We start from the raw sequence: 24,983 nt of genomic DNA, 5'->3' as shown, positions 1-24,983 counted from the left end.
ACGTCAGGCCGGTTCGCCCGCCTTCGGCTGGTCGGCTCCGCTGCGCTGCAACCACGCGACGAACACGGCAAACACCGCGAGCGCGATCAGTGAAACAGCCGCGTCCGTGAAGCCCAGGCCGCCTGCTTTGGTCGACGGCTTGGCGAACCAGTCCGCGAACGATGCGCCCAGCGGGCGGGTCAGAACATAAGCGGTCCAGAACGAGGCGACCGGCCCGAGGACTCCGCTGCGCCAGCCGATCAGCGGCACCAACATCGCGAGCGCGAAGACACCGTCGGAGGCGAGGTAGCCCAGGTGGAGGGTGAATGCGGCCAGGTCTCCCGCGGCAGTGCCGAGCGCGAAGGTGGCGAGCACCGTTGCCCAGTAAAAGATTTCGCGACGGCGAGTCGTGACGGAGTGGATCGAGATTGATCCCTCGACGCGCTGCCACGCGATGAGCACCACCGCGACCGCGAGGGCGTAAGCAGCGGTGGTGACGGCGTAGGGGACACCGAGAACGACGTGTACGGCGTCGGCTGCCATGGTGCCGAAGACCGCGACCATGGCCACTGTTCCCCAGTAGAGAACGGGGCGGTAGCGCTGCGCCCGCAACTGCAGGGTGATCATCACGACGAAACCCACGAAGCCGACCACGACAGCGGCGTACTGGCTGATGCCAACCAGCCAGTCCGAGATCGCCTCGCCCATCCCGGTCGTCAGCAATTTCACGACCCAGAACGCGGCCGCGACATGCGGCACCTTCGGCAGCAGGGAGCGTACGGAGGGAATGTCGGTGGTGGCCGTGAGGTCGGTGGTCGTCGGCATGCGCCGCAAACTACCGGCGCCTGCTGGCGACTTCGTCCGTGAAGCCTGGAAGAACGCTGGGAGCGGGCCGGGAGCTGTCACACATCCTCGGGGCGGAGGTGCCCCTGGGCGTTCCTTCCGCGGCATGCTGGGAGCAAGAACGTCCCACCGGACGTTGCACCGACTGATTGATCGTCCCCAGGAGGAGAAGGAACATGTCGAAGTTCGACCAGGCGAAGAACCTGTTCAACAAGGCCCAGAAGGTCGCAGTCGACGGAGTCGAGAAGGCGAAGCAGACTGCCAAGGAAAACCCTGACAAGATTCGCGGCGGCATCGACAAGGTTGCTGGCGCGGCCGACAAGGTCACCAAGGGCAAGTACGCCGACAAGATCTCCAAGGCGAGCGACAAGGTCGAGGAGACGGTGCAAAAGGGTGCTCACAGCAAGCCGCTGACCGACGCCGGCCACGCCGGAACCCCGTCGTCAGCCGCTGACGAAGCCGGTCGCAAGGTTGGCGAGGTCCGCGACCCGATCGCATCGCCCGACCCGATCGACCGTCCCGGCCCGATTGACTGATCAACCACAAAACAGCGACTGATCCGGGGATCAACCCGGTTCGCAGGAGGCCCGCGGACGCACCCAGCGTCTGCGGGCCTCTCGCGTGGGCGATATCGGGTCGTGGAGCCGGCGCCGCTGCGGATAGCCTGAGAGCGTTCATTCCCGACCTTTTGCTAGGAGCACCACGTGTCCGACCAGATCACCGTGTCCATCGCCGGAAGCGAGCGACAGGTGGACCAGGGCACTACCGGCTCCGACCTGTTCGGCGGCGACCGCACCGTCGTGGCGATGCGGGTAGACGGCGCGCTGCAGGACCTCTTCCGTGAGGTGCCTGCTGGCGCGAACGTTGAACCCGTTGACCTCAGCCAGCAAGACGGGCTGAACATCCTGCGACACTCGGCCGCCCACGTTCTCGCTCAAGCCGTGCAGCAGGTGAACCCCGAGGCCAAGCTCGGAATCGGTCCGCCGATCACCGACGGCTTCTACTACGACTTCGACGTGGAGAAGCCGTTCACGCCAGAGGACCTCAAGGCCCTCGAGAAGGCGATGCAGAAGATCGTCAACGAGGGCCAGACCTTCTCCCGCCGGGTCGTCTCCGACGACGAGGCGCGCGCGGAACTGGCCGCGGAGCCGTACAAGATCGAACTGATCGGGCTCAAAGGCAGCGCCGCCGACGCCGCAGAAGGTGCCGACGCCGAGGTTGGCGCCGGTGAGCTGACGATCTACGACAACCTGCGCCGCGATGGTTCGCGCGCCTGGGGCGACCTGTGTCGCGGACCGCACGTTCCGTCGACCAAGTTGCTCGGCAATGCGTTCAAGTTGCTGCGCTCGGGCGGCGCCTACTGGCGCGGGTCGGAGAAGAACCCGCAGCTGCAGCGTGTCTACGGCACCGCCTGGGCCAGCAAGGACGACCTCAAGGTCTACCTCGATCGCTTGGCCGAGGCCGAGAAGCGCGACCACCGCAAGCTGGGCGCCGAACTCGACCTGTTCTCCTTCCCCGACGAACTCGGTTCCGGCCTACCGGTCTTCCACCCCCGCGGTGGCGTGATCAAGCGGGAGATGGAGGACTACGTCCGCGCGCGGCACATCCAAGAGGGATTCGACTACGTCGGCACCCCGCACATCACCAAGGACGGGCTGTTCCACACCTCTGGCCACCTGCCCTATTACGCCGACACGATGTTCCCGCCGATGGAACTCGAGGGCGCGAAGTATCAGCTGAAGGCGATGAACTGCCCGATGCACAACCTGATCTTCAAGTCGCGCGGTCGCTCCTACCGGGAACTGCCGCTGCGCTTCTTCGAGTTCGGGTCGGTCTATCGCTACGAGAAGTCGGGCGTGGTCCACGGCCTGACCCGGGTGCGCGGCATGACGCAGGACGACTCTCACTCCTATGTCACCGCCGAGCAGGCGCCCGATGAGATCAAGCACCTGCTGAACTTCGTGCTCAGCCTGCTGCGCGACTTCGGGCTCGATGACTTTTACCTCGAACTGTCGACCCGTGATGAGGTCGGCGACAAGAAGGACAAGTTCATCGGATCCGACGAGCAGTGGAAGGTGGCCACCGACGTTCTGGAAAAGGTGGCGACTGACTCCGGTCTCGAACTGGTCGCTGACCCCGGCGGCGCTGCGTTCTACGGCCCGAAGATCTCGGTGCAGGCGCGCGACGCGATCGGCCGTACGTGGCAGATGTCGACGATCCAGTACGACTTCAACCAGCCCGAGCGGTTCGGTCTGGAGTTCCAGGCTGCCGACGGCACCCGTCAGCAGCCGGTGATGATCCACTCGGCGAAATTCGGGTCGATCGAGCGTTTCTTCGGGGTGCTCGTCGAGCACTACGCCGGCGCGTTCCCGGTGTGGCTTTCTCCGGTCCAGGTGTTGGGTGTTCCCGTTGCCGAGGAATACAACGACTACCTCTGGGACGTCCTGTCGATGATGAAAGCGCAGGGCGTCCGCGTCGAACTCGACGAGAGCGATGACCGGTTCCCGAAGAAGATTCGTAACGCCTCCAAGGGCAAGGCGCCGTTCGTGTTGATCGCCGGGGAGGAGGACCGCAGCAACAACGCGGTGTCCTTCCGCTTCCGCGACGGTTCGCAGCGCAACGGGGTGTCGATCGAGGACGCCATCACCTTGGTGCGCAACGCGATTGACCAGAAGAAGCAGATCAATACGGCTGACGACCTCAGCTGAACTAGGAGCTGATCGAGGCGCTCGGTGAGGAACACCTCGAGCAGACGGTCCCGGCGACCGCGTCCGAGGACATCAGTGTCGTTCTGCGCGCGCTCGGAATCCCTTACTGCTACTGGAGCTTTTGCGGCTTCGAAGAGGGCAGCGAGGTATACCTCAACCACAACGCTCGGTTCGGTCCCGCGTTGCAGCCAACCCTGACGACTGGCACCATCGCAGCCATCTGAGTAGTGCGAAGTGCGTTGTGAGACAGCACGATCTCCCCTGACTCCGGGCACCACCGGAGCCTGCGCGCGGAGTAACGTCGGCCCCCGGAAAGTGCTACGACGCAGCAGGAGGAGCAGGCGATGAGCGCACAATCGACAACGTCACCAGCCAGTCGCGGGAAGGTGATTGCCGCGAGCCTGTCGGCCGCAGTCGGTGCCTTCCTCTTCGGTTTTGACTCGGCCGTCATCAACGGCGCAGTGGACGCGATCGGCAGCGGGTTTCAACTCGGATCCGGTATCAAGGGCTTCACGGTTGCGATCGCGTTGCTCGGCTGCGCTGTTGGTGCTTGGTACGCCGGTGGTCTGGCCGACCGCTTCGGCCGCAAGCCGGTCATGCTGGTCGGGGCGGCCCTGTTCTTGATCAGCTCCATCGGGGCCGGCTTCGCCGGCGGGGTCTACCAACTGATGGTGTGGCGCGTGGTGGGTGGCCTGGGGATCGGGATCGCCTCGGTGATTTCACCGGCGTACATCTCCGAGATTGCGCCGGCGCGGATGCGCGGCGGGCTGACCTCCTTGCACCAGTTGGCGATCACCGTCGGAATCTTCGCGGCCCTGTTGTCGGACACCCTCATCGCGAATATTGCCGGCGACGCCAGTCACGAAACCTGGCTCGGTCTGGCCGCGTGGCGCTGGATGTTCTTGGTCGGCGCCGTCCCGGCGATCGTCTACGCCCTGCTGGCGATGGGGTTGCCCGAATCGCCGCGCTACCTGGTCCGTGAGGGCAAGGAAGAGCAGGCCGAGCACATTTTGCACGACATGGGCGAGCGCGACGCGCACGCCAAGATCGCCGAGATCCGCACCACCATCAGCCAGGAGGACCGCGCGAGCTTCAAGGACATCCGCGGTGACTTCTTCGGCTTGAAGCGCCTGGTCTGGGTCGGAATTGCGCTGGCCGGACTGCAACAGCTGGTCGGCATCAACGCGATCTTCTACTACTCGACCACTCTTTGGAAGTCGGTCGGTTTCAGCGAGTCGGACTCGTTCATCACCTCGGTCATCACCTCGGTGATCAACGTGGTGTTGACCTTCGTCGCGATCCTGTTCGTCGACCGCTTCGGCCGCCGCCGGTTGCTGCTGATCGGTTCGATCGGCATGTTGGTCGGTTTGGGAATGGCCTCACTGGCGTTCTTCAACCAGGTCGGCAGCGGCGACAACATCTCCCTTCCCGAGCCGTGGGGTGTCGTCGCACTGATCGGCGCGAACCTGTTCGTGATCTTCTTCGCCGCGACCTGGGGTCCGATCGTCTGGGTGTTGCTGGGCGAGATGTTCCCCAACCGGCAGCGTGCGTACGCTCTCGCGATCGGCGCGGCAGCCAACTGGATCTGCAACTTCATCGTGTCCGTGTCGTTCCCCTGGCTCTCCGACCGAGTCGGGCTCGGCTTCATCTACGGCGGTTACGCGTTCTTCGCCCTCGTGTCGTTCTTCTTCGTCAAGAGTCAGATCCCGGAAACGGCCGGCGCTGAGTTGGAGTCGATGACCGGCACCACGCTGCACGAGAAGCCCGCGACCTGAGACCGATGGCTGGCCCGTGTGCTTCGATGCGTGCATGACCGTACGCATCGTCCAGGCCGAGCGTGACCACGCTCTGATCCTTGGTGCGCTGACGCTCCAAGCCGACGTGGAGTACGCCGGGACCAACCGGGCGGGCTTCATCCCTGAGTTCGCCGACGCCTGGCTCGCCGACTTCGACCACCTGCCGACCTGGCTGGCCTTCGCGCCGGACGGGTCGGCCGTCGGCTTCGTGGTGACCAGTTGGATCCGCAAGCTGCCCAGCCTCTGCCGACCGACCACTGGCTGGCTCCACGTGAAGAACGTCTTTGTGGTGCCCGCGGCGCGCGGGCAGAAAGTCGCCGAACGAATGCTGACCGACATGATCGCGTGGGGCGATGTCCATGCAATCGAGCGCTACCAACTCAATGCCGAACCTAAAGCGCGCAGCCTCTACGAACGGCTCGGCTTCGAGGCACCGAACGAGCGACTGATGGTGCGCCGGTCGTAGGGTCGGCGTCATGAAACGCCCCGTCATCGCCGTTGCTGCGCGCTACACCTCCGACGACAAAGACGAGAAGGTCGTCGGTCTGGAGGTGCGCCGCGCCGTGGCAACCGCGATCGTCGCCGCAGGCGGCCTGCCGGTGATGATCGCGGTTGAAGGGGGCGATCTGCTCGCGGAGTCGCTCGACCTGGCTGACGCGTTGCTGATGCCGGGCGGTGGAGACTCAGACCCGGCCCTCTACGGTCAACAGCCTCACCCGAAGTTGAACCAGGTGTCGCCCGAGCAGGACCGGGCGGACACCGCGATCCTGGCCGCCGCTCTCCAGCGACAACTGCCAGTGCTGGGCATCTGCCGCGGGATGCAGTCGTTGAACGTGGCGCTCGGCGGTGACTTGGTGCAGCACCTCGAGGAGACCAGCGTTGAGCATCGTGACTCAACCCACCCGATCATGGTGTGTGAGCCGGACTCCCTCATCGAGCGACTCATCGGCGCGCCCTCCTGGGAGGGTCGCAGCCTGCATCACCAAGTGGTCGGCCGACTCGGTGACGGGCTGCGGGCGACCGCCCGCACCCAGGACGGCCAGGTCGAGGCGATCGAGCACCGGCAGAACGCGTGGCTCGGGGTGCAATGGCACCCCGAGCTGCAATGCGGGACCGACCCGGCGCAGTTGGCGCCGTTCCGGTGGTTGGTCAGCGCTGCTTCGTCTCGATCAGCATGACCGGGATCAGCCGGTCGGTCTTGGTCTGATATTCGGCGTACGGGGGATAGGCAGCGACCGCGCGCTCCCACCACTGATCGCGCTCAGCGCCGGAAAGCTCCCGGGCGACACCGTCGAAGTGCTGGTCGCCATCCTGAACCTCAACCTCAGGGTTGGCCTTGAGGTTGCCGTACCAGACGGGGTGCTCCGGGGCGCCGCCCTTGGAAGCAACCGCGGTGTAGGCACCGTCGTGTTCGACCCGCATGAGCGGAACGCGGCGCAGCAGACCGGACTTGCGGCCGCGGATGGTGAACACCACAACGGACATTCCCATCACGTCGGCGACCTCGGTGGTGCCAGCCTCATCGATCTTCGCGAGCTGGTCTGCGACCCACCCGGTCTTCTCTTTCGCGAACTCACCCTGCAACGGCATGTTGACTCCTTGTGTCGAACGGACCTTCCGGGCAACCTGCCGCAGGGCGGCGGCTATTCCCGGCCCCTAGGATCGTGGCGTGACTCAGAGTGAACCCGCGTCGAGTTTCGCCGGGGTGCCCGATGGTTTCGACCGTCTGTGGACACCTCACCGGATGGCCTACATCGAGGCCGACAAACCCGAGGACACCGACGACGAAGCCTGCCCGTTCTGCGCTGCGCCGAAAAAGGACGACGCGCAGGGCCTGATCGTGCACCGCGGCACTCATTGCTTCGTGGTGATGAACCTGTTCCCCTACAACCCCGGTCATCTGTTGGTCTGTCCCTATCGGCACGTTCCGCTCTACCTCGACCTGACCGATGAGGAGACGCAGGAGTTCACCGCGCTGACCAAGCAAGGCCTGCAGGCGTTGCAGGTGGTCTCCAATCCGCAGGGCTTCAACCTCGGCATGAACCAGGGCGAAGTCGCCGGCGCCGGGGTGGCCGCCCACCTGCACCAACACATCGTTCCGCGCTGGGCGGGCGACATGAACTTCCTGCCGGTGGTGGCTCAGACCAAGGCGCTGCCGCAGCTGCTGGAGGACGCCCGTTCGCGGCTCGCCGCGGCATGGCCGAACAACTGAACTGCGCAGTAGGTACCCTCGACCCACCATGCTGAACAAGTACGCCCGAGCTTTCTTCTCCAAGATTCTCACTCCCGTCGCCAGACTGCTGCTGAAACTCGGCATCAGTCCCGACGTGGTCACCATCATCGGAACGCTCGGCGTTTGCTTCGGCGCGCTGGCCTTCTACCCACGCCACCAGTTCTTCTTGGGCACGCTCGTGATCACCGCTTTCGTGTTCAGCGACACGGTCGACGGGCTGATGGCGCGCATGTCGGGGCGTTCGAGCCTGTGGGGTGCCTACCTCGACTCGACCCTCGACCGCGTCGGTGACGCCGCGATTTTCGGCGCCCTGGTCATCTATTACGCCGGCACCGAAGGCCACAACATGGTCATGGCCGGCCTCGCCCTCGCCTGCCTGATCCTGGGCAGCGTGGTGTCTTATGCCAAGGCGCGGGCCGAGGGCTTGGGCATGACCGCCAACGTCGGCATCGCCGAGCGCGCTGACCGGCTGGTCGCCGTGCTGGTCACGACCGGATTGTGCGGCTGGTTCCTGAAGCAGTGGGAGGTCTGGATCCTCGGGACTGTCCTGGCGTTGCTCGCGGTCGCCAGCTTCATCACCGTCCTGCAGCGCATGCTCACCGTCCGCAAACAGGCACTCGGCAAGCCGCTGTGAGTCTCGCCGATCGCGCCCAGGTTGCCGGGTTTCGTGCGGCTTGGCGTCTGGTCCGAACCCTCCCGGAACGACCCGCGTACGCCCTGTTCGACGCGATCGCCGACCGCACCGCAGCCCGTGGCGGCAAGAGCGTGCGACGCATGCGCTCCAACTACGCCCGCGTACGCCCGGAGCTGGGTGAGCGCGAACTCGACGCGCTGGTGCGCGCCGGGGTTCGGTCTTATCTGCGCTACTGGTGCGACGCGTTCCGGCTGCCGGTCCTCTCCGCGCGGGAGTTGGCTGGTGCCGTCGAACTCACCGGCGACGAGGAGGGTCGCGCGATCGTGGCTCGCGGGGAGCCGATCGTGCTGTTCCTGGGCCACATGGGCAACTGGGATATGGCCGGCGCCTGGTCGACCACCCACTTTGCGAAGGTCACCACGGTGGCCGAACGGCTCGAACCCGAGGAGCTCTTCCGGGAGTTCCTGGCGTTCCGAGAGTCGCTCGGCATGCGGATTCTGGCCCTCACCGGCGATGAGAATCCCTATCCGCAGCTGATCGAGGCACTCAACGAGGGCGGCTTCGTGCCGTTGCTGGCCGACCGCGACCTGACCAGCCACGGGGTCGAGGTCGAAATGCTGGGCCATCGGGTCAAAGCAGCCACCGGCCCGGCGCGACTCGCGCTCGACACCGGCGCCGCGTTGTTCCCACTCTCGGTGACCTATGAACCGATCCCCGGCCGCTCGATGCAGCGCGTGATCGCCCGATTCGGTCCCCGGGTGACAGTTCCCGACGCGGATCGCGCGGAGCAGGTGCGGGCGATGACCCAGCAGTGCATCGACGGGCTCGGCGCAGCTATCGCCGAAAAAACCGAGGACTGGCACATGATGCAGCGGGTGTTCCTGGATGACCTGGACCCGCTGCGGTGAGGATCGGCCTGGTCAGCCCTTACTCCTTCGACGTTCCCGGGGGAGTGCAACTGCACGTCCGCGACCTCGCGGAGTACCTCATCTCGCATGGCCATTACGTCGAGGTGCTGGCGCCGGCGGAACCCGAAGCCGAACTGCCGGCGTACGTCGTCAGCGCCGGCAGCGCTGTTCCGGTCCGTTACAACGGTTCGGTGGCTCGTCTCACCTTCGGTCCGGTCACCGCGGGGCGGGTCAGCAGATGGATCGACCGCGGCCGGTTCGACGTGTTGCACATCCACGAACCGATCAGCCCGAGCGTGTCGATGCTGGCGATGTGGGCCGCCGAGGGCCCGTTGGTCGGCACCTTCCACACCAGCAATGACCGCTCCCGCGCCCTGATGGCGGTCGGACCGATACTGCAACCGGGGCTGGAGAAGCTGCAGGGGCGGATCGCGGTGTCGCAGATGGCGCGCCGGTTCGTCCGCGAACATATCCAGGGCGATGCGGTGGTGATCCCCAATGGCGTCTACGTCGACAGCTTCGCCAGCGCGCAACCGATCGACGCGTGGCGTGGCAGCCCCGAGCGACCGACGATCGCTTTCCTCGGTCGCATCGAGGAATCGCGCAAAGGCCTGCAGGTGCTGCTGCACGCGCTGCCGATGATCCAGCAGCGAATCCCCGGCGTACGCCTGCTGATCGCCGGCCCGGGCGACCAAGCGGCGGTCTTGCACGGCCATCCGGACTCGGTGGTCGCCGCCTGTGAGTTCCTCGGCGCGATCAGCGACGCCGAAAAGCGGTCCTTCCTGCGGTCCGCCGACTGCTATGTCGCACCCAATACAGGTGGCGAGAGCTTCGGCATCATCCTGGTCGAGGCGATGAGCGCCGGCGCCCCGGTGATTGCCAGCGATATCCCGGCGTTCCGCGCGGTCCTGGAAGACGGCTGGGCGGGGGCGATGTTCAGCAATGAGGACTCCGCCGATTTGGCCGCGGTGGTCGGCGACCTGCTGCTCGATCGCGAACAACGCGGTCAGTTGGCCGCAAATGGCAGCAGGCGCGCGCGGCGTTTCGACTGGTCCCGAGTGGCCGCCGACGTGTTCGATGTCTACGAGACCGTCCGCTCGGCCTCCGCGCCGGCGCCGGTGTCGGCCGAAGTTCGTCCGGTTCGATGGTGGAGAGGGAACGTGTGATGCGGGTCTGGTTCTGGGTCGTACTCGCGGTGGCCGTTTTGGCGCTGGTCGCGTGGTATCTCTCCTACACGGCTGCTCGCCTCGACCGCCTGCACGGCCGCGTCGAGGGCTCGGTCTCTGCGCTCGACGCGCAACTGGTTCGACGGGCCGAGACGGTCATGGAGTTGGCCCACTCCGGCAGCCTCGATCCGGCGAGTTCGATGTTGCTGGCCGAGGCTGCGACCCGATCGCTGGATGCCTCGGACGCAGCAGAGGTTCACGTTGAGGTGCGCGAACACGGCGTCGACGCCGATCGGGCGCAGATCGAATCGGAGCTGACTGACACCGTACGAGCGACGCTTGCCGGTGAGGCTGTGCGGGAGCTGCAGCAGATTCCCGGGGGAGAGGCCGCCGTTCGCCGGGTCGAGCAGGCAAACCGTCGGGTGGTGCTGGCTCGCGCGTTCCACGATGACGCCGTACGCGCGGTGCGCAGGGTGCGAACCCAGCCGCTGGTGCGGGTGTTCCGACTGGCTGGGCGCACCTCGATGCCTCAGGTGGTCGACTTCGACAGCGAACTGCCGGAGCTGGTCGAGCCCTGACGCCAATCTGCCGCGTCCGCAAAGTGTCATAGCGCAGAATTTGGCAGGTAGCTGCCGCAGCGGGGTCGTACGCTGGAGCCATGAACAACACCTCGAACCCCGACCAGTCGGCCCCGTCCGTCGGCACCGCCCGCGTGAAGCGCGGCATGGCCGAAATGCTCAAGGGCGGCGTCATCATGGACGTTGTCACTGCCGAGCAGGCGAAGATCGCCGAGGACGCCGGCGCTGTGGCGGTCATGGCCCTCGAACGCGTCCCGGCCGACATCCGCGCCCAGGGCGGCGTTTCCCGGATGAGCGACCCGGACATGATCGACGGCATCATCGCGGCCGTCTCGATCCCGGTGATGGCCAAGGCCCGCATCGGTCACTTCGTTGAAGCGCAGGTCTTGCAGAGCCTCGGCGTCGACTACATCGACGAGTCCGAGGTGTTGACCCCGGCCGACTACGCCAACCACATCGACAAGTGGCAATACACCGTGCCCTTCGTCTGTGGCGCAACGAACCTGGGTGAGGCGCTGCGCCGCATCACCGAGGGCGCGGCGATGATCCGCTCCAAGGGCGAGGCCGGAACCGGTGACGTCTCGAACGCGACGACCCACATGCGCCAGATCCGCCAGGAGATCCGTCGCCTGCAGAACCTCCCCGAGGACGAACTGTTCGTTGCGGCGAAGGAACTTCAGGCACCCTACGAACTGGTCAAGGAGGTTGCCGAGCTCGGCAAGCTGCCGGTCGTGCTGTTCACCGCTGGCGGCATCGCCACCCCGGCCGACGCGGCCATGATGATGCAGCTCGGCGCCGAGGGTGTGTTCGTCGGCTCCGGCATCTTCAAGAGCGGCAACCCGGCGGAGCGCGCGGCGGCCATCGTGACGGCGACCACTTTCCACGACGACCCCGACGTGATCGCGAAGGTGTCGCGTGGACTGGGCGAAGCGATGGTCGGCATCAACGTCGACGAGATCCCGCAGCCGCACCGGCTGTCCGAGCGCGGCTGGTAATCAGCCTTCGGGCGGCGCCCTCATTGTTGGTTCACCCGACGCAGGGCGCCGACCGGTAGCTCGACCTCCAGCCGGTCCCCGTACGACAATCCTGGGACCTCGGGCAGCAGCAACTCGATCACCGAACCCGACTGGAAGTGCAGTGGTTTGGTGTCCGGGTGTGGCCAGTACAGATAGCCCTGGCGGTCGTCGACCGAGCAGCGCACGAACGAGAAGGTCTCGGGGCCGTGCAGGGGCGTCCAGGCCACCTCGGTCAACGTGACGGTGGGTCGAACGACCTCGACCGGTTCGCCCACATCGAGGTTGATCGTCGCCTGGCGTAAGCCCTGCAGCGAGAACCCCCGGTCGGCGAAGTGGGGCGCCTGCAACTCGATCGCCCCAGCCGGATAGGGGCTTGCCGTGGAACTGCCCGAAGCGACGCCGTGGCCACGAACGACCGTCCCGGTCCAGCGCTCGGTTCCTACCTCGGCGGGTAACGCATAGAACTCGACATCCGGCTCGCCGTCGGGCAGCCACTCCGGCCGGCCGGTGCCGGCCAGTTGCCAGCCGCGGTGCCGGTAGACCTGCGAGGCGGTCGACGAGGTTCCGGTCGTGACATCGAGCACCGGGACCAGACCGGACGCCCGAATCTCGGCCACAGCGGTGTCAAGGAGTCGTCCGCCGACCCCGGTGGCCGCGAATTGCGGACCGACGAACAAGACCGACAGGCAACCGAGTTCGTCGACGTTCACCCCGAGCGCATCGGCCCAAACGCGGCCGGTCGCATCGTCAGCCACGACGGTGCGACTCGCATGGCCGGCGATCATCCCGTCGACCTCGGCGGTCCAGGCCCCCACCTCGGACTCACGAACGATAAACGACTCGGCCCCCTGGGGCAGCGGCCAGATCAGCGGATAGCGCGAATACGGTTGTTGTGCGCCGAGCGCATCGATCAATGCCGGAATATCAGAAGACCGGCGCGGCCGGATCACCACCGAAGGAGCAGACACATGACGCAGGGTAGGCGTGCGCCACTGATCGGCGTGCTGGCGGTCCAAGGGGACGTACGCGAGCACCTCGCAGCGCTGCGCGCGGCGGGCGCGGAGGCGGTCCCCGTACGCCGCCCGGAAGAGGTCGAGCGGATCGACGGACTTGTTCTGCCCGGCGGTGAATCGACCACGATCGACAAGCTGACCCGCATTTTCGAGATCCGCGAGCCGATCGTTCGCCGCATCGCCGACGGGATGCCGGCCTACGGATCGTGCGCCGGAATGATCCTTCTCGCCGACCAGATCATCGACGGAACCCACGATCAACAAACTCTCGGCGGAATGCGAATCACGGTGCGGCGCAATGCCTTCGGGCGACAGGTCGACTCCTTCGAGACCGACCTGAGCATGCCTGTTATCGGCGCTGACCCGGTCCACGCGGTGTTCATTCGAGCGCCGTGGGTGGAGGAGATCGGCGACGGAGTCGAGGTTCTCGCCCGGGTTCCGGACGGCCATGGCGTGGCCAGCGGTCGCCCCGTCGCGGTGCAGCAGGGCGCGCTGCTGGTCACCTCGTTCCACCCCGAGGTGACCGGAGACCACCGGGTTCATGCGCACTTCGTCGATCTGGTCATCGCCGCCAGTTAGAGCAGTAGCGTGGAGCGATGGATCCGGAGCAGGGCACCATCTTCGAGGCCGCCGGTGGGATGAGCGCGATGCGCCGGTTGGCTGCCGCCTGGCATGTTCATGCAGTCGACGATCCGGTTGTCGGCCACGCGTTCAGCCACGGGTTCCGGGATGACCACGTCGAGCGCCTGGCGGCCTATCTCGGTGAGGCGCTCGGCGGACCCATCTCCTACTCCGGGTTTTTCGGTGACCAGACCGAGGTCGTACGCCTGCATTCCGGCAACGGCCTGCACCCGGAAATGAACGCCGCCGCGATCGCCTGCTTTGACCGAGCGATCACCGATGCCGGCCTCGCCGACGACCCGGAGTTGGCTGGCGCGCTGCACGACTACTGGGCGTGGGCCACGCGTGTGCCCATGCAGAGCTATCCGGATGCCGCCGGAGATGTCCCGCGCGATCTGCCGCTGACCCGGTGGACGTGGGAAGGTCCGGTGACGGCGCCCGCGGACCAGCAGTCGACCGGTCCCGATGTCCATCGCGGTCGTGGCGACGTAAGATGACCGGCGGCCTGCGTCCGATCCGATCGGGCCGACCACGACGACGACACGCGTAGAGGGAGACATGAGCGGTCACTCCAAATGGGCAACGACCAAGCACAAGAAGGCTGCGATCGATGCCAAGCGCGGGAAGCTCTTTGCCAAGCTGATCAAGAACATCGAGGTCGCGGCGCGCCAGGGCGGCGGTGACCTCACCGGCAATCCCACCCTCTTCGACGCGGTCCAGAAGGCGAAGAAGTCTTCGGTCCCCAACGACAACATCGACCGCGCGGTCAAGCGTGGTTCGGGCGCCGAGAGCGGTGGCGCCGAATACATGAATCTCATGTACGAGGGCTACGCGCCCGGTGGTGTCGCGCTGCTGATCGAATGCCTCACCGACAACAAGAACCGCGCTGTCGCCGAGGTTCGCACCGCACTGCAGAAGAACGGCGGCTCGATGGCCGACGGCGGTTCGGTCGCCTTCCAGTTCCACCGCAAGGGCGTCGTCATCGTCCCCAAGGGCGACCAAACCGAGGACGACCTGCTGGAGATCGTGCTGGACGTCGGCGCGGAGGAGATCAACGACCTCGGCGAGAGCTTCGAGATCGTCTCCGACGCCGCCGACTTCGTCGCAATCCGGCAGGCCCTGCAGGCTGCCGGCGTCGACTACGACTCGGCCGAGTCCTCCTGGCTGCCGACCGTCGAGGTGCCCCTTGACGCCGACGGTGCCAAGAAGATGTTCCGCATCATCGAGGCCCTCGAGGACTCCGACGACGTTCAGAACGTCTTCGCCAACGGTGATGTGTCCGATGAGGTCATGGCCGAACTCGACGCCGAGGACGACTGACCGAACACCTACGAAAATCCGCGCGACTTTCTGCCGCTTGAACCTGTTTCAGCCGGCAGGAACTCGCGCGGATTCCGCTTTCGGCGTGGCGCTGCCACGGTTGTCGGAGCTGCCGGTTACGGTGATCGCACCGAACATGTGTGCGAGGAGAAGATGTGCGCGTCCTGGGTGTCGACCCCGGCCTGACCCGTTGTGGTCTCGGAGTCGTTGAGGGCGGCGTTGGCGACCCCTTGCGGATGATCGCGGTCGGAGTGGTCCGAACCCCGGTCGACGACGACCCGGCCTACCGATTGCTGAGCCTGCAGACCGAGATCGACGAATGGATGCAACGTTACGAACCCGACGCCGTCGCGGTGGAGCGGGTGTTCGCCAAGGCCAACATCAAGGGCATCATGGGCACCGCCCAGGCCTCGGCGGTGCCGATGCTGGCGGCCGCGCGCCGTGGTCTCCCGTTGGTGTTGCATACCCCCTCGGAAGTCAAGGCCGCGGTGACCGGCAACGGTCGCGCCGACAAGGCCCAGGTGACCGCGATGGTCACCCGCATCCTGCGTCTCGAGGTTGCGCCGAAGCCCGCTGACGCCGCCGACGCGCTCGCGATTGCGATCTGCCACGTGTGGCGTGGTGGCGCCCAAGACCGCATCGCGGCCGCAGCTGCCGCCCAACGCCTAACCCGCCCCCCGGTCGATGTCGACCGTTCCGTCAGGAGGTACGCCCGATGATCGCCTCGCTGCGTGGCAACGTGCTGCGCCGTGGCCTCGACCACGTCGTCATTGAGGTCGGGGGAGTCGGCATGCTCGTCCACACGACCCCTGCCCACGCGGCCGCGGCTCGTGAGGGTCAGCCCGCGACCTACGCCACCACGCTGGTGGTCCGCGAGGACTCCCTCACGCTCTACGGCTTCGGCGACGACGATGAGAAGGACCTGTTCGAGCTGGTTCAGACGGTCAGCGGGGTCGGCCCGCGGTTGGCGCTGGCGATGCTCGCGGTCCACGCGCCCGCCCCGCTCGCCAGTGCGATCAGTGGGGGAGACCTCACCGCGCTGACCAAGGTGCCCGGCATCGGCAAGAAGGGCGCCGAGCGGATCGTGCTCGAACTGAAGGACAAGGTGGGCGCCTATGCCGGCGGCGCCACCCCGGAAGCGCCCGCGGTTGCCGCGGGAGACGTCGTACACCAGCAGGTGGCCGACGCCCTGGTTGGTCTGGGCTGGTCTGCCCGGCAGGCCACCGAAGCGGTGACCCGAGTTGCTGAGATGGCTGACGCACCCGCCGAGGTTGCCGGCCTGCTGCGCGCGACCCTGCGCGACCTAGGACGGTAACCAGCCGTGAGTGATTACGACGACTCTTCGTACGAAGCCACCGCTCGGATCGTGGATCCCGGTGGCGCGCCCGACGAGCGCCATTTCGAAGCGGCGCTGCGGCCGCGGCGATTGTCGGAGTTCCCCGGCCAACCGCGCGTCTCCGAGCAGCTCGGGCTGGTGTTGGAGGCCGCCAAACGGCGAGGAACGACCCCCGACCACGTGTTGCTCTCCGGGCCACCGGGGTTGGGCAAAACCAGCCTGGCGATGATCATCGCCGCCGAACTCGAACAGCCCATCCGGATCACCAGCGGGCCGGCCATCCAACATGCAGGCGACCTCGCCGCGATCCTCTCCTCGCTGGCCGAGGGTGAGGTGCTGTTCCTCGACGAGATTCACCGGATGGCGCGACCGGCGGAGGAAATGCTCTATCTCGCGATGGAGGATTTCCGGGTCGATGTGATCGTCGGCAAGGGTCCGGGCGCAACCGCGATCCCGTTGGAATTGCCACCGTTCACGGTGGTGGGTGCGACCACTCGAGCCGGGCTGCTGCCCGCCCCGCTGCGGGATCGCTTCGGGTTCACCGGCCACCTCGATTTCTACTCCGCCAAAGACCTGGCCACGATCATCGAACGCAGCGCCGCCTTGCTCGGTGTCGAGACGACCCCGAAGGGGATCGCCGAGATCGCCGGCCGCTCGCGCGGCACCCCGCGCATCGCGAACCGGTTGCTGCGGCGGGTGCGCGACTATGCCCAAATCCACGGCAAGAGCGTCGTCGACCACCAGTCCGCGCTGGCCGCGCTGAAGCTCTTCGATGTCGATGCGAAGGGCCTGGACCGGCTCGACCGGGGCGTTCTCGAGGCGTTGTGCAAACGCTTTGGTGGCGGTCCGGTCGGTCTGACGACCCTGGCCGTCGCGGTGGGTGAAGAGCCGGACACGGTGGAGACGGTTGCCGAGCCCTTCTTGGTGCGGGAGGGGTATCTGGTTCGAACACCGCGAGGTCGCGCTGCCTCCGCAATGGCATGGGACCACCTGGGTCTCACCGCGCCTGCCGGAGCCGGAACGTGGGGTGGCCAGTTGTCGTTGCCAGAGGGTGACGGGCGTTTTTCCGACTGACCCGATCGACCACCGACCTGCCGCGCAGCAATGTGACGCGCCGCACCCCGAACTTGGGTGGGCGGCTTTACTCACCTAGACTCACGCGACGGCGAGAGCCGTCGCTGCAGGACCACCTCAGACCACCGGGAGCTTTTCCGCATGTACGCCCTTGCCGCAGCCTCGAGCGGCTCGTCCTCCTCGCAGAGCATGCTTTTGCTGTTGCTCCCGATCGTTCTCCTCGCAGTGATGTTCTGGGTGAGCCGGCGCCGTCAGCGCCAAATGCAGCAGGCCCAACGACAGATCGAGGTGGGCGACGACGTGACGACAACGTCCGGCCTGCTCGGTCGCCTGGTATCCCTGGACGACCAGGTGGGCGTTCTTGAGGTCGCCCCGGGCGTCCAACTGAGTTTTGACCGCCGGGCGATCGTGCCCCGCAGACTGGTTGAGCCGACTGCGGCCGACCCGTCCCAGACCACCGACGAAAAGGCCTGACTCCTTGGCTACCCGTGCTCGACGCGCGCCTGCGGCTGCGCCCAAACGCACCCTCTTCCTGCTGTTCCTGATCGTTGCTGCCCTCTTCGGCGGTATCGCGGCGACCACCCAATGGGGCAACCCCGCCGGTCAGTGGAGCCCGAAGCTCGGTCTTGACCTTGAAGGTGGCCGGCAGATCGTTCTGCAGCCGGTGCTGGGTCAGGGTCAGAAGGTCAACTCCGGCCAGGTGAACCAGGCCGTCAACATCATTCGCAACCGCGTTGACGGCACCGGCGTGAGTGAAGCGGAGGTGAGCACCCTCGGTAGCTCCAGCATCGTCGTGGCCATCCCGGGCAACCCGTCCAAGGAAGTCCTTGACTCGCTGTCGCAGTCGTCGAAGTTGATGTTCCGAGCGGTCATCCAGTCCGGCCAGCCGACCATCGACCAGACCACCCAGCCGACCCTGCCGTTGCCGCCGACCACGGCGGCCGCCACGAGCTCGGCCGCGAAGTCGTCTGCGGCCACGTCCAGCTCGGCTGTGAAGTCCTCGGCCGTCGCGCCGAACCCGTCGTCCGCGTCGACCTCCACCTCGTCAACGGCGACCTCCACCGGCGCCAACGCCGCCTTCCCCGAAGCTCTGGTCAAGGCCGCAAGCGGAACAGCAAGCACCACCACCGCTGCTCCGACCGCGCCAGCTGCTCAGGTTCCCGCCGCCGCCCAGCCGACGCCGACTCTGCCGGGCGCCACCCCGAGCTCTTCCACCGCGGCAGCTGCCGCGGCCGGCAAGCCGACCAGCCCTAGCGACACCGCGTGGGCGCAGGAACCGGCCGACGCCTACTGGCTGAAGTCCGGGCTGGCAAAGAAGGGCGACACCTACGCCACCCTGCTCGCGTCGATCAGCTGCTCGAACTTGAATGCCAAGGCCGGTCCCACCGCTACCCAGTGGCGTGAAGTCTCGGCGCAGGCCCCCGCGGCCAGCCCGACCGTCGCCTGCTCCAAGGACGGAACGAAGACCTACCTGCTCGGCCCGTCGGAGGTCCAAGGCACCGAGATCACCGATGCTTCGTTCGGCCAGGTGACCACCTCGCAGGGCATCTCGACCGGCGAGGTCGCCGTCAATCTGGAGTTCAGCGGCAAGGGCAAGACTGCCTTCGGCAAGATGACCACCCGGCTTGCTGCCATGCAGGGCGACCAGAACAGCTCGGCGATCACGATCGACGGCCTGGTCATTTCCGCGCCCGGCACCACGAACGCGATCGTTGACGGACGAGCGCAGATCAGTGGTGGATTCACGACCGACTCGGCGCGCTTGCTGGCCGACCAGCTGAAATACGGCGCGCTGCCGTTCAGCTTCAAGGAGCTGACCTCCGACCAGATCAGTCCCCAGCTGGGAACAGACCAGTTGCAGAAGGGTCTGATGGCCGGTGCCATCGGCCTGCTGCTGGTCATCCTCTACTCGTTGTTCCAGTACCGCGCGCTGGGACTGGTGACGGTCGCTTCGCTGATCACCGCCGGCCTGATCACCTACGGCGCGGTGACCTTCTTGGGGTTCGCGAACAACTTCCGCCTGACGATGGCGGGGGTCACCGGTCTGATCGTGTCGATCGGTATCACCGCCGACTCGTTCATCGTCTACTTCGAACGTGTTCGCGACGAAGTCAGATCCGGGCGCCCATTGCGGGCGGCCGTTGAGACCGGGTGGTCGCGCGCAAAACGCACGGTGATCATCTCCGATACGGTCAACTTCCTCGCCGCGGCCGTGCTTTACGTGCTGTCGGAGTCGAGCGTCAAGGCCTTCGCCTTCACCCTCGGGATCACGACGCTGATCGACCTGTTGGTCGTGATGATGTTCACCCACCCGGTGCTGAGCCTGCTGGCCCGAACCAAGTTCTTCGGCGGCGGACACCGCTTCTCCGGCTTTGATCCGGACCGGCTCGGAGCTCGCGGCGTGACCTACGCCGGACGTGGCCGAGTGACGATCGCGGACCGCAAGGCCGCCACCGCGGGAGGGGACCTCTGATGGCGAGCTTCGCTCAGTTCGGCAACGACCTTTACACCGGACGTCGGCAATACAACCTCGTTGGTCGACGACGCCTCTGGTATCTGATCTCGGCCGTCCTCATCGCGATTGCGGCGGTGGGACTGTTCGGTCGCGGACTCAACTTGAGCTTGGAATTCAAGGGCGGCTCCGAGCTGCGCGTCCAGGGCGTCACCGACACCCACAACTACGACAAGCGCGCCGAGATAGCCGTCCACAAGGCGACCGGCTCCAACGAGGCGCTCACCGTCACCAAGATCGGCTCCGGCCAGATCCGGGTGCAGGCCAAGACGCTCGGCGACAACTCAGCGACGACGACCGACAAGGTCAGCGCGGCCCTCGCGAGCGAGTTCAAGGTCAAGCAGTCCTCGGTCGACAGTTCGTTCATCGGTCCCTCCTGGGGATCCACGGTCACGAACAAGGCGATCATGGCGCTGATCGTGTTCCTGGTGCTGGTGTCATTGCTGCTGGCGGTGTATTTCCGTACGTGGGCCATGGCTGCGGCCGCGCTCATCGCGCTGCTGCACGACCTCATCTTCACGGTCGGTATTTATGCCCTCACCGGGCTTGAGGTATCGCCGGCCACCACGATCGGCTTCCTGACGATCCTGGGTTACTCGATCTACGACACTGTGGTCGTCTTCGACAAGGTGCGCGAGAACGGCGATGAGGCATTCGCCAACCACCGTCGCTCCTACGCTCAAGCGGCGAACTACGCGGTCAACCAGACCCTGGTGCGGTCGATCAACACCTCGGTCGTTGCGCTGCTGCCGATCGCCGCGATCCTGGTCGTCGGTGTCACCCTGCTTGGTCCGGGCACCCTGCTCGACCTCGCCTTGGCGCTGTTCATCGGTATCGCAGTCGGCACCTACTCCTCGATCTTCATCGCAACGCCGACCCTGGTCTCGCTGCGTCACCGGGAAGCAGCGGTGCAAGATCTGGAGCGGCGCGCGAAGGCCTACCAGGACGCCACCGGTGGCGACCTCGACGGCGCCGAATCGATGTCAGGTGTCGTCGAGCCGGAGCGCGAGAAGGAACTGGCCGCAGCCCGAGCCGCGCGCCAGGCGACCAAGCGTGAGGTCCACCCGCTGGCGAAGCGGGACGACAAGTGACCACAACCCGCGAGACGTTGCTGGCCCGCGTCCGCGATATTGCAGATTTCCCCGAGCCGGGAGTTCTGTTCAAGGACCTCAATCCGCTGTTTGCCGACGCCGCCTCCTTCGCGGAGGTGCTCGACGACATCGCCCAGCGGTGGGTCGGTCAGGTCGACCTGGTTGCCGGGATCGAGGCTCGTGGGTTCATCCTCGGTGCGCCGTTGGCGCAGCGAATGGGCCTGGGTTTCCTGCCTGTTCGCAAGGCGGGCAAGTTGCCGGGGGAGACCGTCAGCGTGTCATACGATCTCGAATACGGCTCGGCGACTATCGAGGTCCCGGCCGGCGCCTGCGACGGACATCGGGTCCTTGTCGTTGACGACGTGCTCGCTACCGGCGGAACTGCGGCCGCGGCCGTACGCCTGGTTGAACATGCGGGTGGCAAGGTCACCGGTGTCGACTTCCTGCTCGAGGTCGGCGCTCTTGAGGGTCGCGCGGCGCTGGGGGACCACGTGGTGCACGTCATCGCCACTGTCTGACGCCGACTAGACTCCCGACATGGTGCAGGAGGAGCGGTCCGGTTCGCGCGTCAGAATGCGTTTGGCGCGCCTCGGAACCCCGCGGACTCCGGAGCACAAAGCCCTTGGTCCGCTGCTGCGCACCGTCCGGCAGAGCCATCCCAAGGCCGACATTGCGCTGATCGAGCGGGCATACTCCGTTGCCGATCGGGCTCACGCCGGACAGGTGCGCAAGTCGGGGGATCCCTACATCACCCACCCGCTCGCGGTGGCCACGATCCTCGCCGAGCTCGGCATGCAACCGGCCGTGCTGGCCGCCGCGCTGCTGCACGACACGGTCGAGGACACCAACTACTCGTTGACCCAGTTGCGCGAGGAGTTCGGCGAGGAAATCGCCCTCCTGGTCGACGGAGTCACCAAGCTCGACAAGATGACCTATGGCGCCGCCGCCGAAGCCGAGACCGTGCGCAAGATGGTCGTGGCGATGGCCAAGGACATCCGGGTGCTGGTCATCAAGCTCGCCGACCGTCTGCACAACGCCCGCACCTGGCGTTATGTGTCGGTCGAGTCGGCCACCCGCAAGGCAACCCAGACCCTCGAGATCTACGCCCCGCTGGCCCACCGGCTCGGGATGAACACGATCAAGTGGGAGCTCGAGGACCTCTGTTTTGCGGTGCTGCATCCCAAGGTCTACGACGAGATTGCTCGGTTGGTCGCCGATCGGGCGCCGGCTCGCGAGGAGTATCTCTCCCGATTCCGCGAACAGGTCACCGCCGATCTGCGCGCCGCGCGGATCGATGCCGCGGTGACCTCGCGGCCCAAGCATTACTACTCCGTCTACCAAAAGATGATTGTTCGCGGACGCGAGTTCAAGGACATCCACGACCTTGTCGCCGTACGCATCCTGGTCGACTCGGTGCGGGACTGCTACGCGGTGCTTGGAACTCTGCACACCCGGTGGAGTCCGGTGCCGGGCCGCTTCAAGGACTACATCGCCACCCCGAAACTGAACATGTATCAGTCGTTGCACACGACGATCATCGGTCCGGACGGCAAGCCGGTGGAGATCCAGATCCGCACCCACCAGATGCATCACCGCGCCGAGTACGGCGTCGCGGCCCACTGGAAATACAAGGATGATGCCCGGGCCGCAGTTGCCGGCGCAGCCCCCTCCGAGCAGTCCCAGGTCGACGAGATGGCCTGGTTCCGGCAGTTGCTGGAGTGGCAACGGGAGACCGCTGACCCCGACGAGTTCCTCGACAACCTGCGCTTCGACGTCGGCTCCCAGGAGGTCTACGTCTTCACACCCAAGGGCGAGGTCGTGGGGCTCCCTGTCGGCTCCAGCCCGGTCGACTTCGCCTACGCCGTCCACACCGAGGTCGGCCATCACACCATCGGTGCGCGGATCAACGGCCGGCTGGCCCCCTTGGAGTCTCCGCTGGAGAACGGCGACGTCGTTGAGGTGCTCACCAGCAAGGCCGGCGGCGCCGGACCCTCGAGGGACTGGCTGAACTTCGTCAAGAGCCCGCGCGCCCGCAGCAAGATTCGCCAGTGGTTCTCCAAGGAGCGCCGCGAGGAGTCGATCGACTCGGGCAAGGAATCCCTCACCAAGGGTCTGCGCAAGCAGGGCATCGGCATCCAACGGTTGATGAGTGCCGACGCATTGGAAGCCGTGGCCGCGGGGCTGCACTACCAAGACGTCGACCAGCTCTACGCCGCGATCGGCGACGGCCATGTGTCGGCTGAACACGTCAGCAAGCTGCTGCGCGACGCGGTCGGTCCACCGGCCGTTCAGGAGACGGAGTCCGAAGACGAGCCGATCGTCACCCGGGCCCAGACTCGGCACCGCGCCGGAGACCCTGGCGTGACGGTGGTCGGATCCGACGACGTATGGGTGAAGCTTGCGCGTTGCTGCACGCCGATGCCAGGCGACGAGATCATGGGCTTCGTGACGACCGGCAGCGGTGTATCGGTTCACCGCGTCGACTGCACCAACGCCGAACAGTTGCGCGCGCAACCCGAACGAATCATCGATGTTGCGTGGGCGCCCTCAGCGGCCAGTGTGTTCATGGTCCAACTCCAGGTGGAGGCCCTCGACCGCAACGGACTGCTGTCCGACATCACCCGGGTGTTGTCGGAGCAACACGTTAACATCATGTCGGCGAACCTGGCGACTCAGGGCAACCGTGTGGCCATCTCCCGGTTCACCTTTGAGATGGGCGATGCTGGCCACCTCGACCACGTCATCCGCGCGGTGCGCAAAGTCGAGGGTGTCTTCGACGTCTACCGGCTCACTGGTTCGGGGCAGCGAGCGAAGTAGGTCCAGGCGTCCATCGGGTTCGACACGGTCTCGGCTAATGCCTCGACCCGCTCAACCAGCGCTGGGGGAGAGGAACGCGGCGAGGGCCGCGGCGTACATCCGCTGGTCCTGCGTTCCCACCAACTCGCGCACCGAGTGCATCGACAGCGTCGGGGCGCCGAAGTCGACCGTGACGGCACCGGTCAGCGCCGCGGTCATCGGACCGACGGTGGACCCGCAGGGCAGATCGCTGCGTACGACGAACGTCTGAACCGGAACCTGCGCCTGGTGACACGCATCGACGAAGGCGGCCTGACCGACCGCATCGGTGGCGTAGCGGCCGTTGGTGTTCACCTTCAACACCGGACCGCCGTTCATCGCGATCCGGTGTTCCGGTTCGTGGCGGTCGGCATAGTTCGGATGGGTGGCGTGGGCCATGTCACCGGAGGCGATGACGGTGTCGGCGAGCGCCCGGTGCAGGTCGTCGCGGCTGCCGCCCAGGGTGGTGGTGATCCGTTCCAGGACGGTCGGCAGAAGCGAGGAGAACGCACCACGATCGGTCATGCTGCCGATCTCTTCGTGGTCGAACAGCACGAGCACCTGGGTGGTCGATCGCGCCGGAGCGCTGCCGACAGCCTCGATGAGGGCGCGGGTTCCGGCGTAGGCCGTCGCGAGGTTGTCCATGCGCGCGCCCGCAACGAATTCCTGGTGGAGCCCGGTGAACGCGGCGGGTTGCACGTCGTGGGTCATGACATCCCAGCCGAGGACGGCTGTGCGGGAGACCCCGAGTCGGTCGGCGAGGAACTCGGTGAACGCGGGGGCCTGGCTCAACCCCCAGTGCGGTGAGAGCTGGAACTGTTCGTTGAACTTCTCGCCCTCGCGCACGCTGCGGTCGAGGTGGATCGCGAGCCGGGAGATGCGCAGCAGTGGCTCGTCGACCCGCAACAGGCGCTGTTCGACGCCATTCTTGCCACGCACCGCGACCCGCCCCGAAAGCCCGAGGTCACGATCGAGCCAGCTGTTGGTGATCAAGCCGCCGTACGGCTCCACACCCAACTGCTGCCAACCGAGCGTTGCGCGGTCTGGGCGCGGCTTGATCCGGAAGTTGGGGGAGTCGGTGTGGGCACCGACCACCCGGAATCCGGTCGCCGGACCGTCAGAATGCTCCGTCGACCACGCGATCAGACTCCCACCACGTACCGCGAACCAGCGGCCGGTTTCGGCCGGCCACGCGTCGCGTTCTTCCAGTCGTACGAAGCCCGCGGCCTGTAGTTGCTCGGCGGAAGTTTCGCAGGCGTGGAAGGGGGAGGGGCTGGCGTTCAGGTAGTCGATCAGACCGTCGGCGGCCGAAGTCACGGG

The 24,983-nt window shown here is 66.3% G+C and carries 25 protein-coding genes and 1 pseudogene; 22 read left to right on the top strand and 4 right to left on the bottom strand.

Features of this window, described 5'->3' with window-relative positions; translation table 11 throughout:
* Positions 1 to 3 precede the first annotated feature (3 nt).
* Positions 4 to 804 (bottom strand): COG4705 family protein, encoded by an 801-nt coding sequence (locus ACYU98_RS08400; RefSeq protein WP_460467759.1) that lies wholly within the window; start codon positions 802 to 804, stop codon positions 4 to 6.
* A gap of 194 nt (positions 805 to 998) precedes the next feature.
* Between ACYU98_RS08400 and ACYU98_RS08395 the strand changes: the two genes are divergently transcribed.
* The 5 genes and pseudogenes from ACYU98_RS08395 to ACYU98_RS08375 all read left to right on the top strand — a co-directional run bounded on the left by ACYU98_RS08395 (position 999) and on the right by ACYU98_RS08375 (position 6,504).
* Complete coding sequence (locus ACYU98_RS08395; protein WP_460467758.1) at positions 999 to 1,358, top strand: antitoxin; 360 nt, start codon at positions 999 to 1,001, stop codon at positions 1,356 to 1,358.
* Between the two features lie 168 nt (positions 1,359 to 1,526).
* Entirely contained in the window at positions 1,527 to 3,530 is a 2,004-nt protein-coding gene (gene thrS, locus ACYU98_RS08390; protein ID WP_460467757.1) for a threonine--tRNA ligase, read from the top strand.
* Positions 3,531 to 3,859: 329 nt separating this feature from the next.
* A pseudogene (locus ACYU98_RS08385) lies at positions 3,860 to 5,305 on the top strand (sugar porter family MFS transporter); the annotation flags it as partial.
* Positions 5,306 to 5,339: 34 nt separating this feature from the next.
* The gene (locus ACYU98_RS08380) at positions 5,340 to 5,792 is read left to right on the top strand and encodes a GNAT family N-acetyltransferase (RefSeq protein ID WP_460467756.1); all 453 of its coding nucleotides are present in this window, start codon (positions 5,340 to 5,342) and stop codon (positions 5,790 to 5,792) included.
* A 10-nt stretch (positions 5,793 to 5,802) separates the two neighbouring features.
* On the top strand, positions 5,803 to 6,504 hold the full coding sequence (locus ACYU98_RS08375) for a gamma-glutamyl-gamma-aminobutyrate hydrolase family protein (protein WP_460467755.1): 702 nt from the start codon (positions 5,803 to 5,805) through the stop codon (positions 6,502 to 6,504).
* On the opposite strand, the gene ACYU98_RS08370 is transcribed toward ACYU98_RS08375, so the two are convergent.
* Positions 6,476 to 6,916, bottom strand: a complete 441-nt coding sequence (locus ACYU98_RS08370) for a nitroreductase family deazaflavin-dependent oxidoreductase (protein ID WP_460467754.1) — start codon at positions 6,914 to 6,916, stop codon at positions 6,476 to 6,478. The genes ACYU98_RS08375 and ACYU98_RS08370 overlap by 29 nt on opposite strands.
* Positions 6,917 to 6,995: 79 nt before the next feature.
* Between ACYU98_RS08370 and ACYU98_RS08365 the strand changes: the two genes are divergently transcribed.
* The 6 genes from ACYU98_RS08365 (at position 6,996) to pdxS (ending at position 11,840) form a co-directional block, all read left to right on the top strand.
* On the top strand, positions 6,996 to 7,538 hold the full coding sequence (locus ACYU98_RS08365) for an HIT family protein (protein WP_460467753.1): 543 nt from the start codon (positions 6,996 to 6,998) through the stop codon (positions 7,536 to 7,538).
* 28 nt (positions 7,539 to 7,566) lie between these two features.
* Positions 7,567 to 8,193: a phosphatidylinositol phosphate synthase gene (gene pgsA / locus ACYU98_RS08360; RefSeq protein WP_460467752.1), complete on the top strand. Its 627-nt coding sequence runs from the start codon at positions 7,567 to 7,569 to the stop codon at positions 8,191 to 8,193.
* Positions 8,190 to 9,101, top strand: coding sequence for a phosphatidylinositol mannoside acyltransferase (locus ACYU98_RS08355; RefSeq protein ID WP_460467751.1), 912 nt, complete (start codon positions 8,190 to 8,192; stop codon positions 9,099 to 9,101). The genes pgsA and ACYU98_RS08355 overlap by 4 nt, the downstream gene beginning before the upstream one ends.
* Entirely contained in the window at positions 9,098 to 10,267 is a 1,170-nt protein-coding gene (locus ACYU98_RS08350; RefSeq protein WP_460467750.1) for a glycosyltransferase family 4 protein, read from the top strand. The genes ACYU98_RS08355 and ACYU98_RS08350 overlap by 4 nt, the downstream gene beginning before the upstream one ends.
* A complete protein-coding gene (locus tag ACYU98_RS08345) occupies positions 10,267 to 10,845 on the top strand; it encodes a hypothetical protein (protein ID WP_460467749.1) in 579 nt (192 codons plus the stop codon). Before ACYU98_RS08350 ends, ACYU98_RS08345 begins: the two co-directional genes overlap by 1 nt.
* Before the next feature lie 80 nt (positions 10,846 to 10,925).
* Complete coding sequence (gene pdxS, locus ACYU98_RS08340; RefSeq protein WP_460467748.1) at positions 10,926 to 11,840, top strand: pyridoxal 5'-phosphate synthase lyase subunit PdxS; 915 nt, start codon at positions 10,926 to 10,928, stop codon at positions 11,838 to 11,840.
* A 20-nt stretch (positions 11,841 to 11,860) separates the two neighbouring features.
* On the opposite strand, the gene ACYU98_RS08335 is transcribed toward pdxS, so the two are convergent.
* The gene (locus tag ACYU98_RS08335) at positions 11,861 to 12,829 is read right to left on the bottom strand and encodes a GNAT family N-acetyltransferase (RefSeq protein WP_460467747.1); all 969 of its coding nucleotides are present in this window, start codon (positions 12,827 to 12,829) and stop codon (positions 11,861 to 11,863) included.
* Between ACYU98_RS08335 and pdxT the strand changes: the two genes are divergently transcribed.
* The 11 genes from pdxT (at position 12,830) to ACYU98_RS08280 (ending at position 23,645) form a co-directional block, all read left to right on the top strand.
* Complete coding sequence (gene pdxT, locus ACYU98_RS08330) at positions 12,830 to 13,453, top strand: pyridoxal 5'-phosphate synthase glutaminase subunit PdxT (protein WP_460467746.1); 624 nt, start codon at positions 12,830 to 12,832, stop codon at positions 13,451 to 13,453.
* 17 nt (positions 13,454 to 13,470) lie between these two features.
* Entirely contained in the window at positions 13,471 to 13,992 is a 522-nt protein-coding gene (locus ACYU98_RS08325; protein WP_460467745.1) for a globin domain-containing protein, read from the top strand.
* A gap of 61 nt (positions 13,993 to 14,053) precedes the next feature.
* On the top strand, positions 14,054 to 14,815 hold the full coding sequence (locus tag ACYU98_RS08320) for a YebC/PmpR family DNA-binding transcriptional regulator (protein ID WP_460467744.1): 762 nt from the start codon (positions 14,054 to 14,056) through the stop codon (positions 14,813 to 14,815).
* Positions 14,816 to 14,970: 155 nt separating this feature from the next.
* Complete coding sequence (gene ruvC, locus ACYU98_RS08315) at positions 14,971 to 15,534, top strand: crossover junction endodeoxyribonuclease RuvC (RefSeq protein ID WP_460467743.1); 564 nt, start codon at positions 14,971 to 14,973, stop codon at positions 15,532 to 15,534.
* Positions 15,531 to 16,130, top strand: a complete 600-nt coding sequence (ruvA, locus tag ACYU98_RS08310) for a Holliday junction branch migration protein RuvA (RefSeq protein WP_460467742.1) — start codon at positions 15,531 to 15,533, stop codon at positions 16,128 to 16,130. The genes ruvC and ruvA overlap by 4 nt, the downstream gene beginning before the upstream one ends.
* Positions 16,131 to 16,136: 6 nt before the next feature.
* Positions 16,137 to 17,225: a Holliday junction branch migration DNA helicase RuvB gene (ruvB, locus tag ACYU98_RS08305; protein WP_460467741.1), complete on the top strand. Its 1,089-nt coding sequence runs from the start codon at positions 16,137 to 16,139 to the stop codon at positions 17,223 to 17,225.
* A 141-nt stretch (positions 17,226 to 17,366) separates the two neighbouring features.
* On the top strand, positions 17,367 to 17,699 hold the full coding sequence (gene yajC, locus ACYU98_RS08300) for a preprotein translocase subunit YajC (protein WP_460467740.1): 333 nt from the start codon (positions 17,367 to 17,369) through the stop codon (positions 17,697 to 17,699).
* 4 nt (positions 17,700 to 17,703) lie between these two features.
* Positions 17,704 to 19,698: a protein translocase subunit SecD gene (secD, locus tag ACYU98_RS08295; protein ID WP_460467739.1), complete on the top strand. Its 1,995-nt coding sequence runs from the start codon at positions 17,704 to 17,706 to the stop codon at positions 19,696 to 19,698.
* Entirely contained in the window at positions 19,698 to 20,828 is a 1,131-nt protein-coding gene (secF, locus tag ACYU98_RS08290) for a protein translocase subunit SecF (protein ID WP_460467738.1), read from the top strand. Before secD ends, secF begins: the two co-directional genes overlap by 1 nt.
* Complete coding sequence (locus tag ACYU98_RS08285) at positions 20,825 to 21,346, top strand: adenine phosphoribosyltransferase (protein ID WP_460467737.1); 522 nt, start codon at positions 20,825 to 20,827, stop codon at positions 21,344 to 21,346. The genes secF and ACYU98_RS08285 overlap by 4 nt, the downstream gene beginning before the upstream one ends.
* A 19-nt stretch (positions 21,347 to 21,365) precedes the next feature.
* Positions 21,366 to 23,645, top strand: a complete 2,280-nt coding sequence (locus ACYU98_RS08280) for a RelA/SpoT family protein (RefSeq protein ID WP_460467736.1) — start codon at positions 21,366 to 21,368, stop codon at positions 23,643 to 23,645.
* Between the two features lie 51 nt (positions 23,646 to 23,696).
* On the opposite strand, the gene ACYU98_RS08275 is transcribed toward ACYU98_RS08280, so the two are convergent.
* The gene (locus ACYU98_RS08275; RefSeq protein WP_460467735.1) at positions 23,697 to 24,980 is read right to left on the bottom strand and encodes a M18 family aminopeptidase; all 1,284 of its coding nucleotides are present in this window, start codon (positions 24,978 to 24,980) and stop codon (positions 23,697 to 23,699) included.
* Between the last annotated feature and the right edge of the window lie 3 nt (positions 24,981 to 24,983).

Source organism: Calidifontibacter terrae (assembly GCF_054778835.1).
The sequence above is the reverse complement of the archived record's forward strand: the minus strand, read 5'-3'. Positions and strand labels throughout refer to the sequence as shown.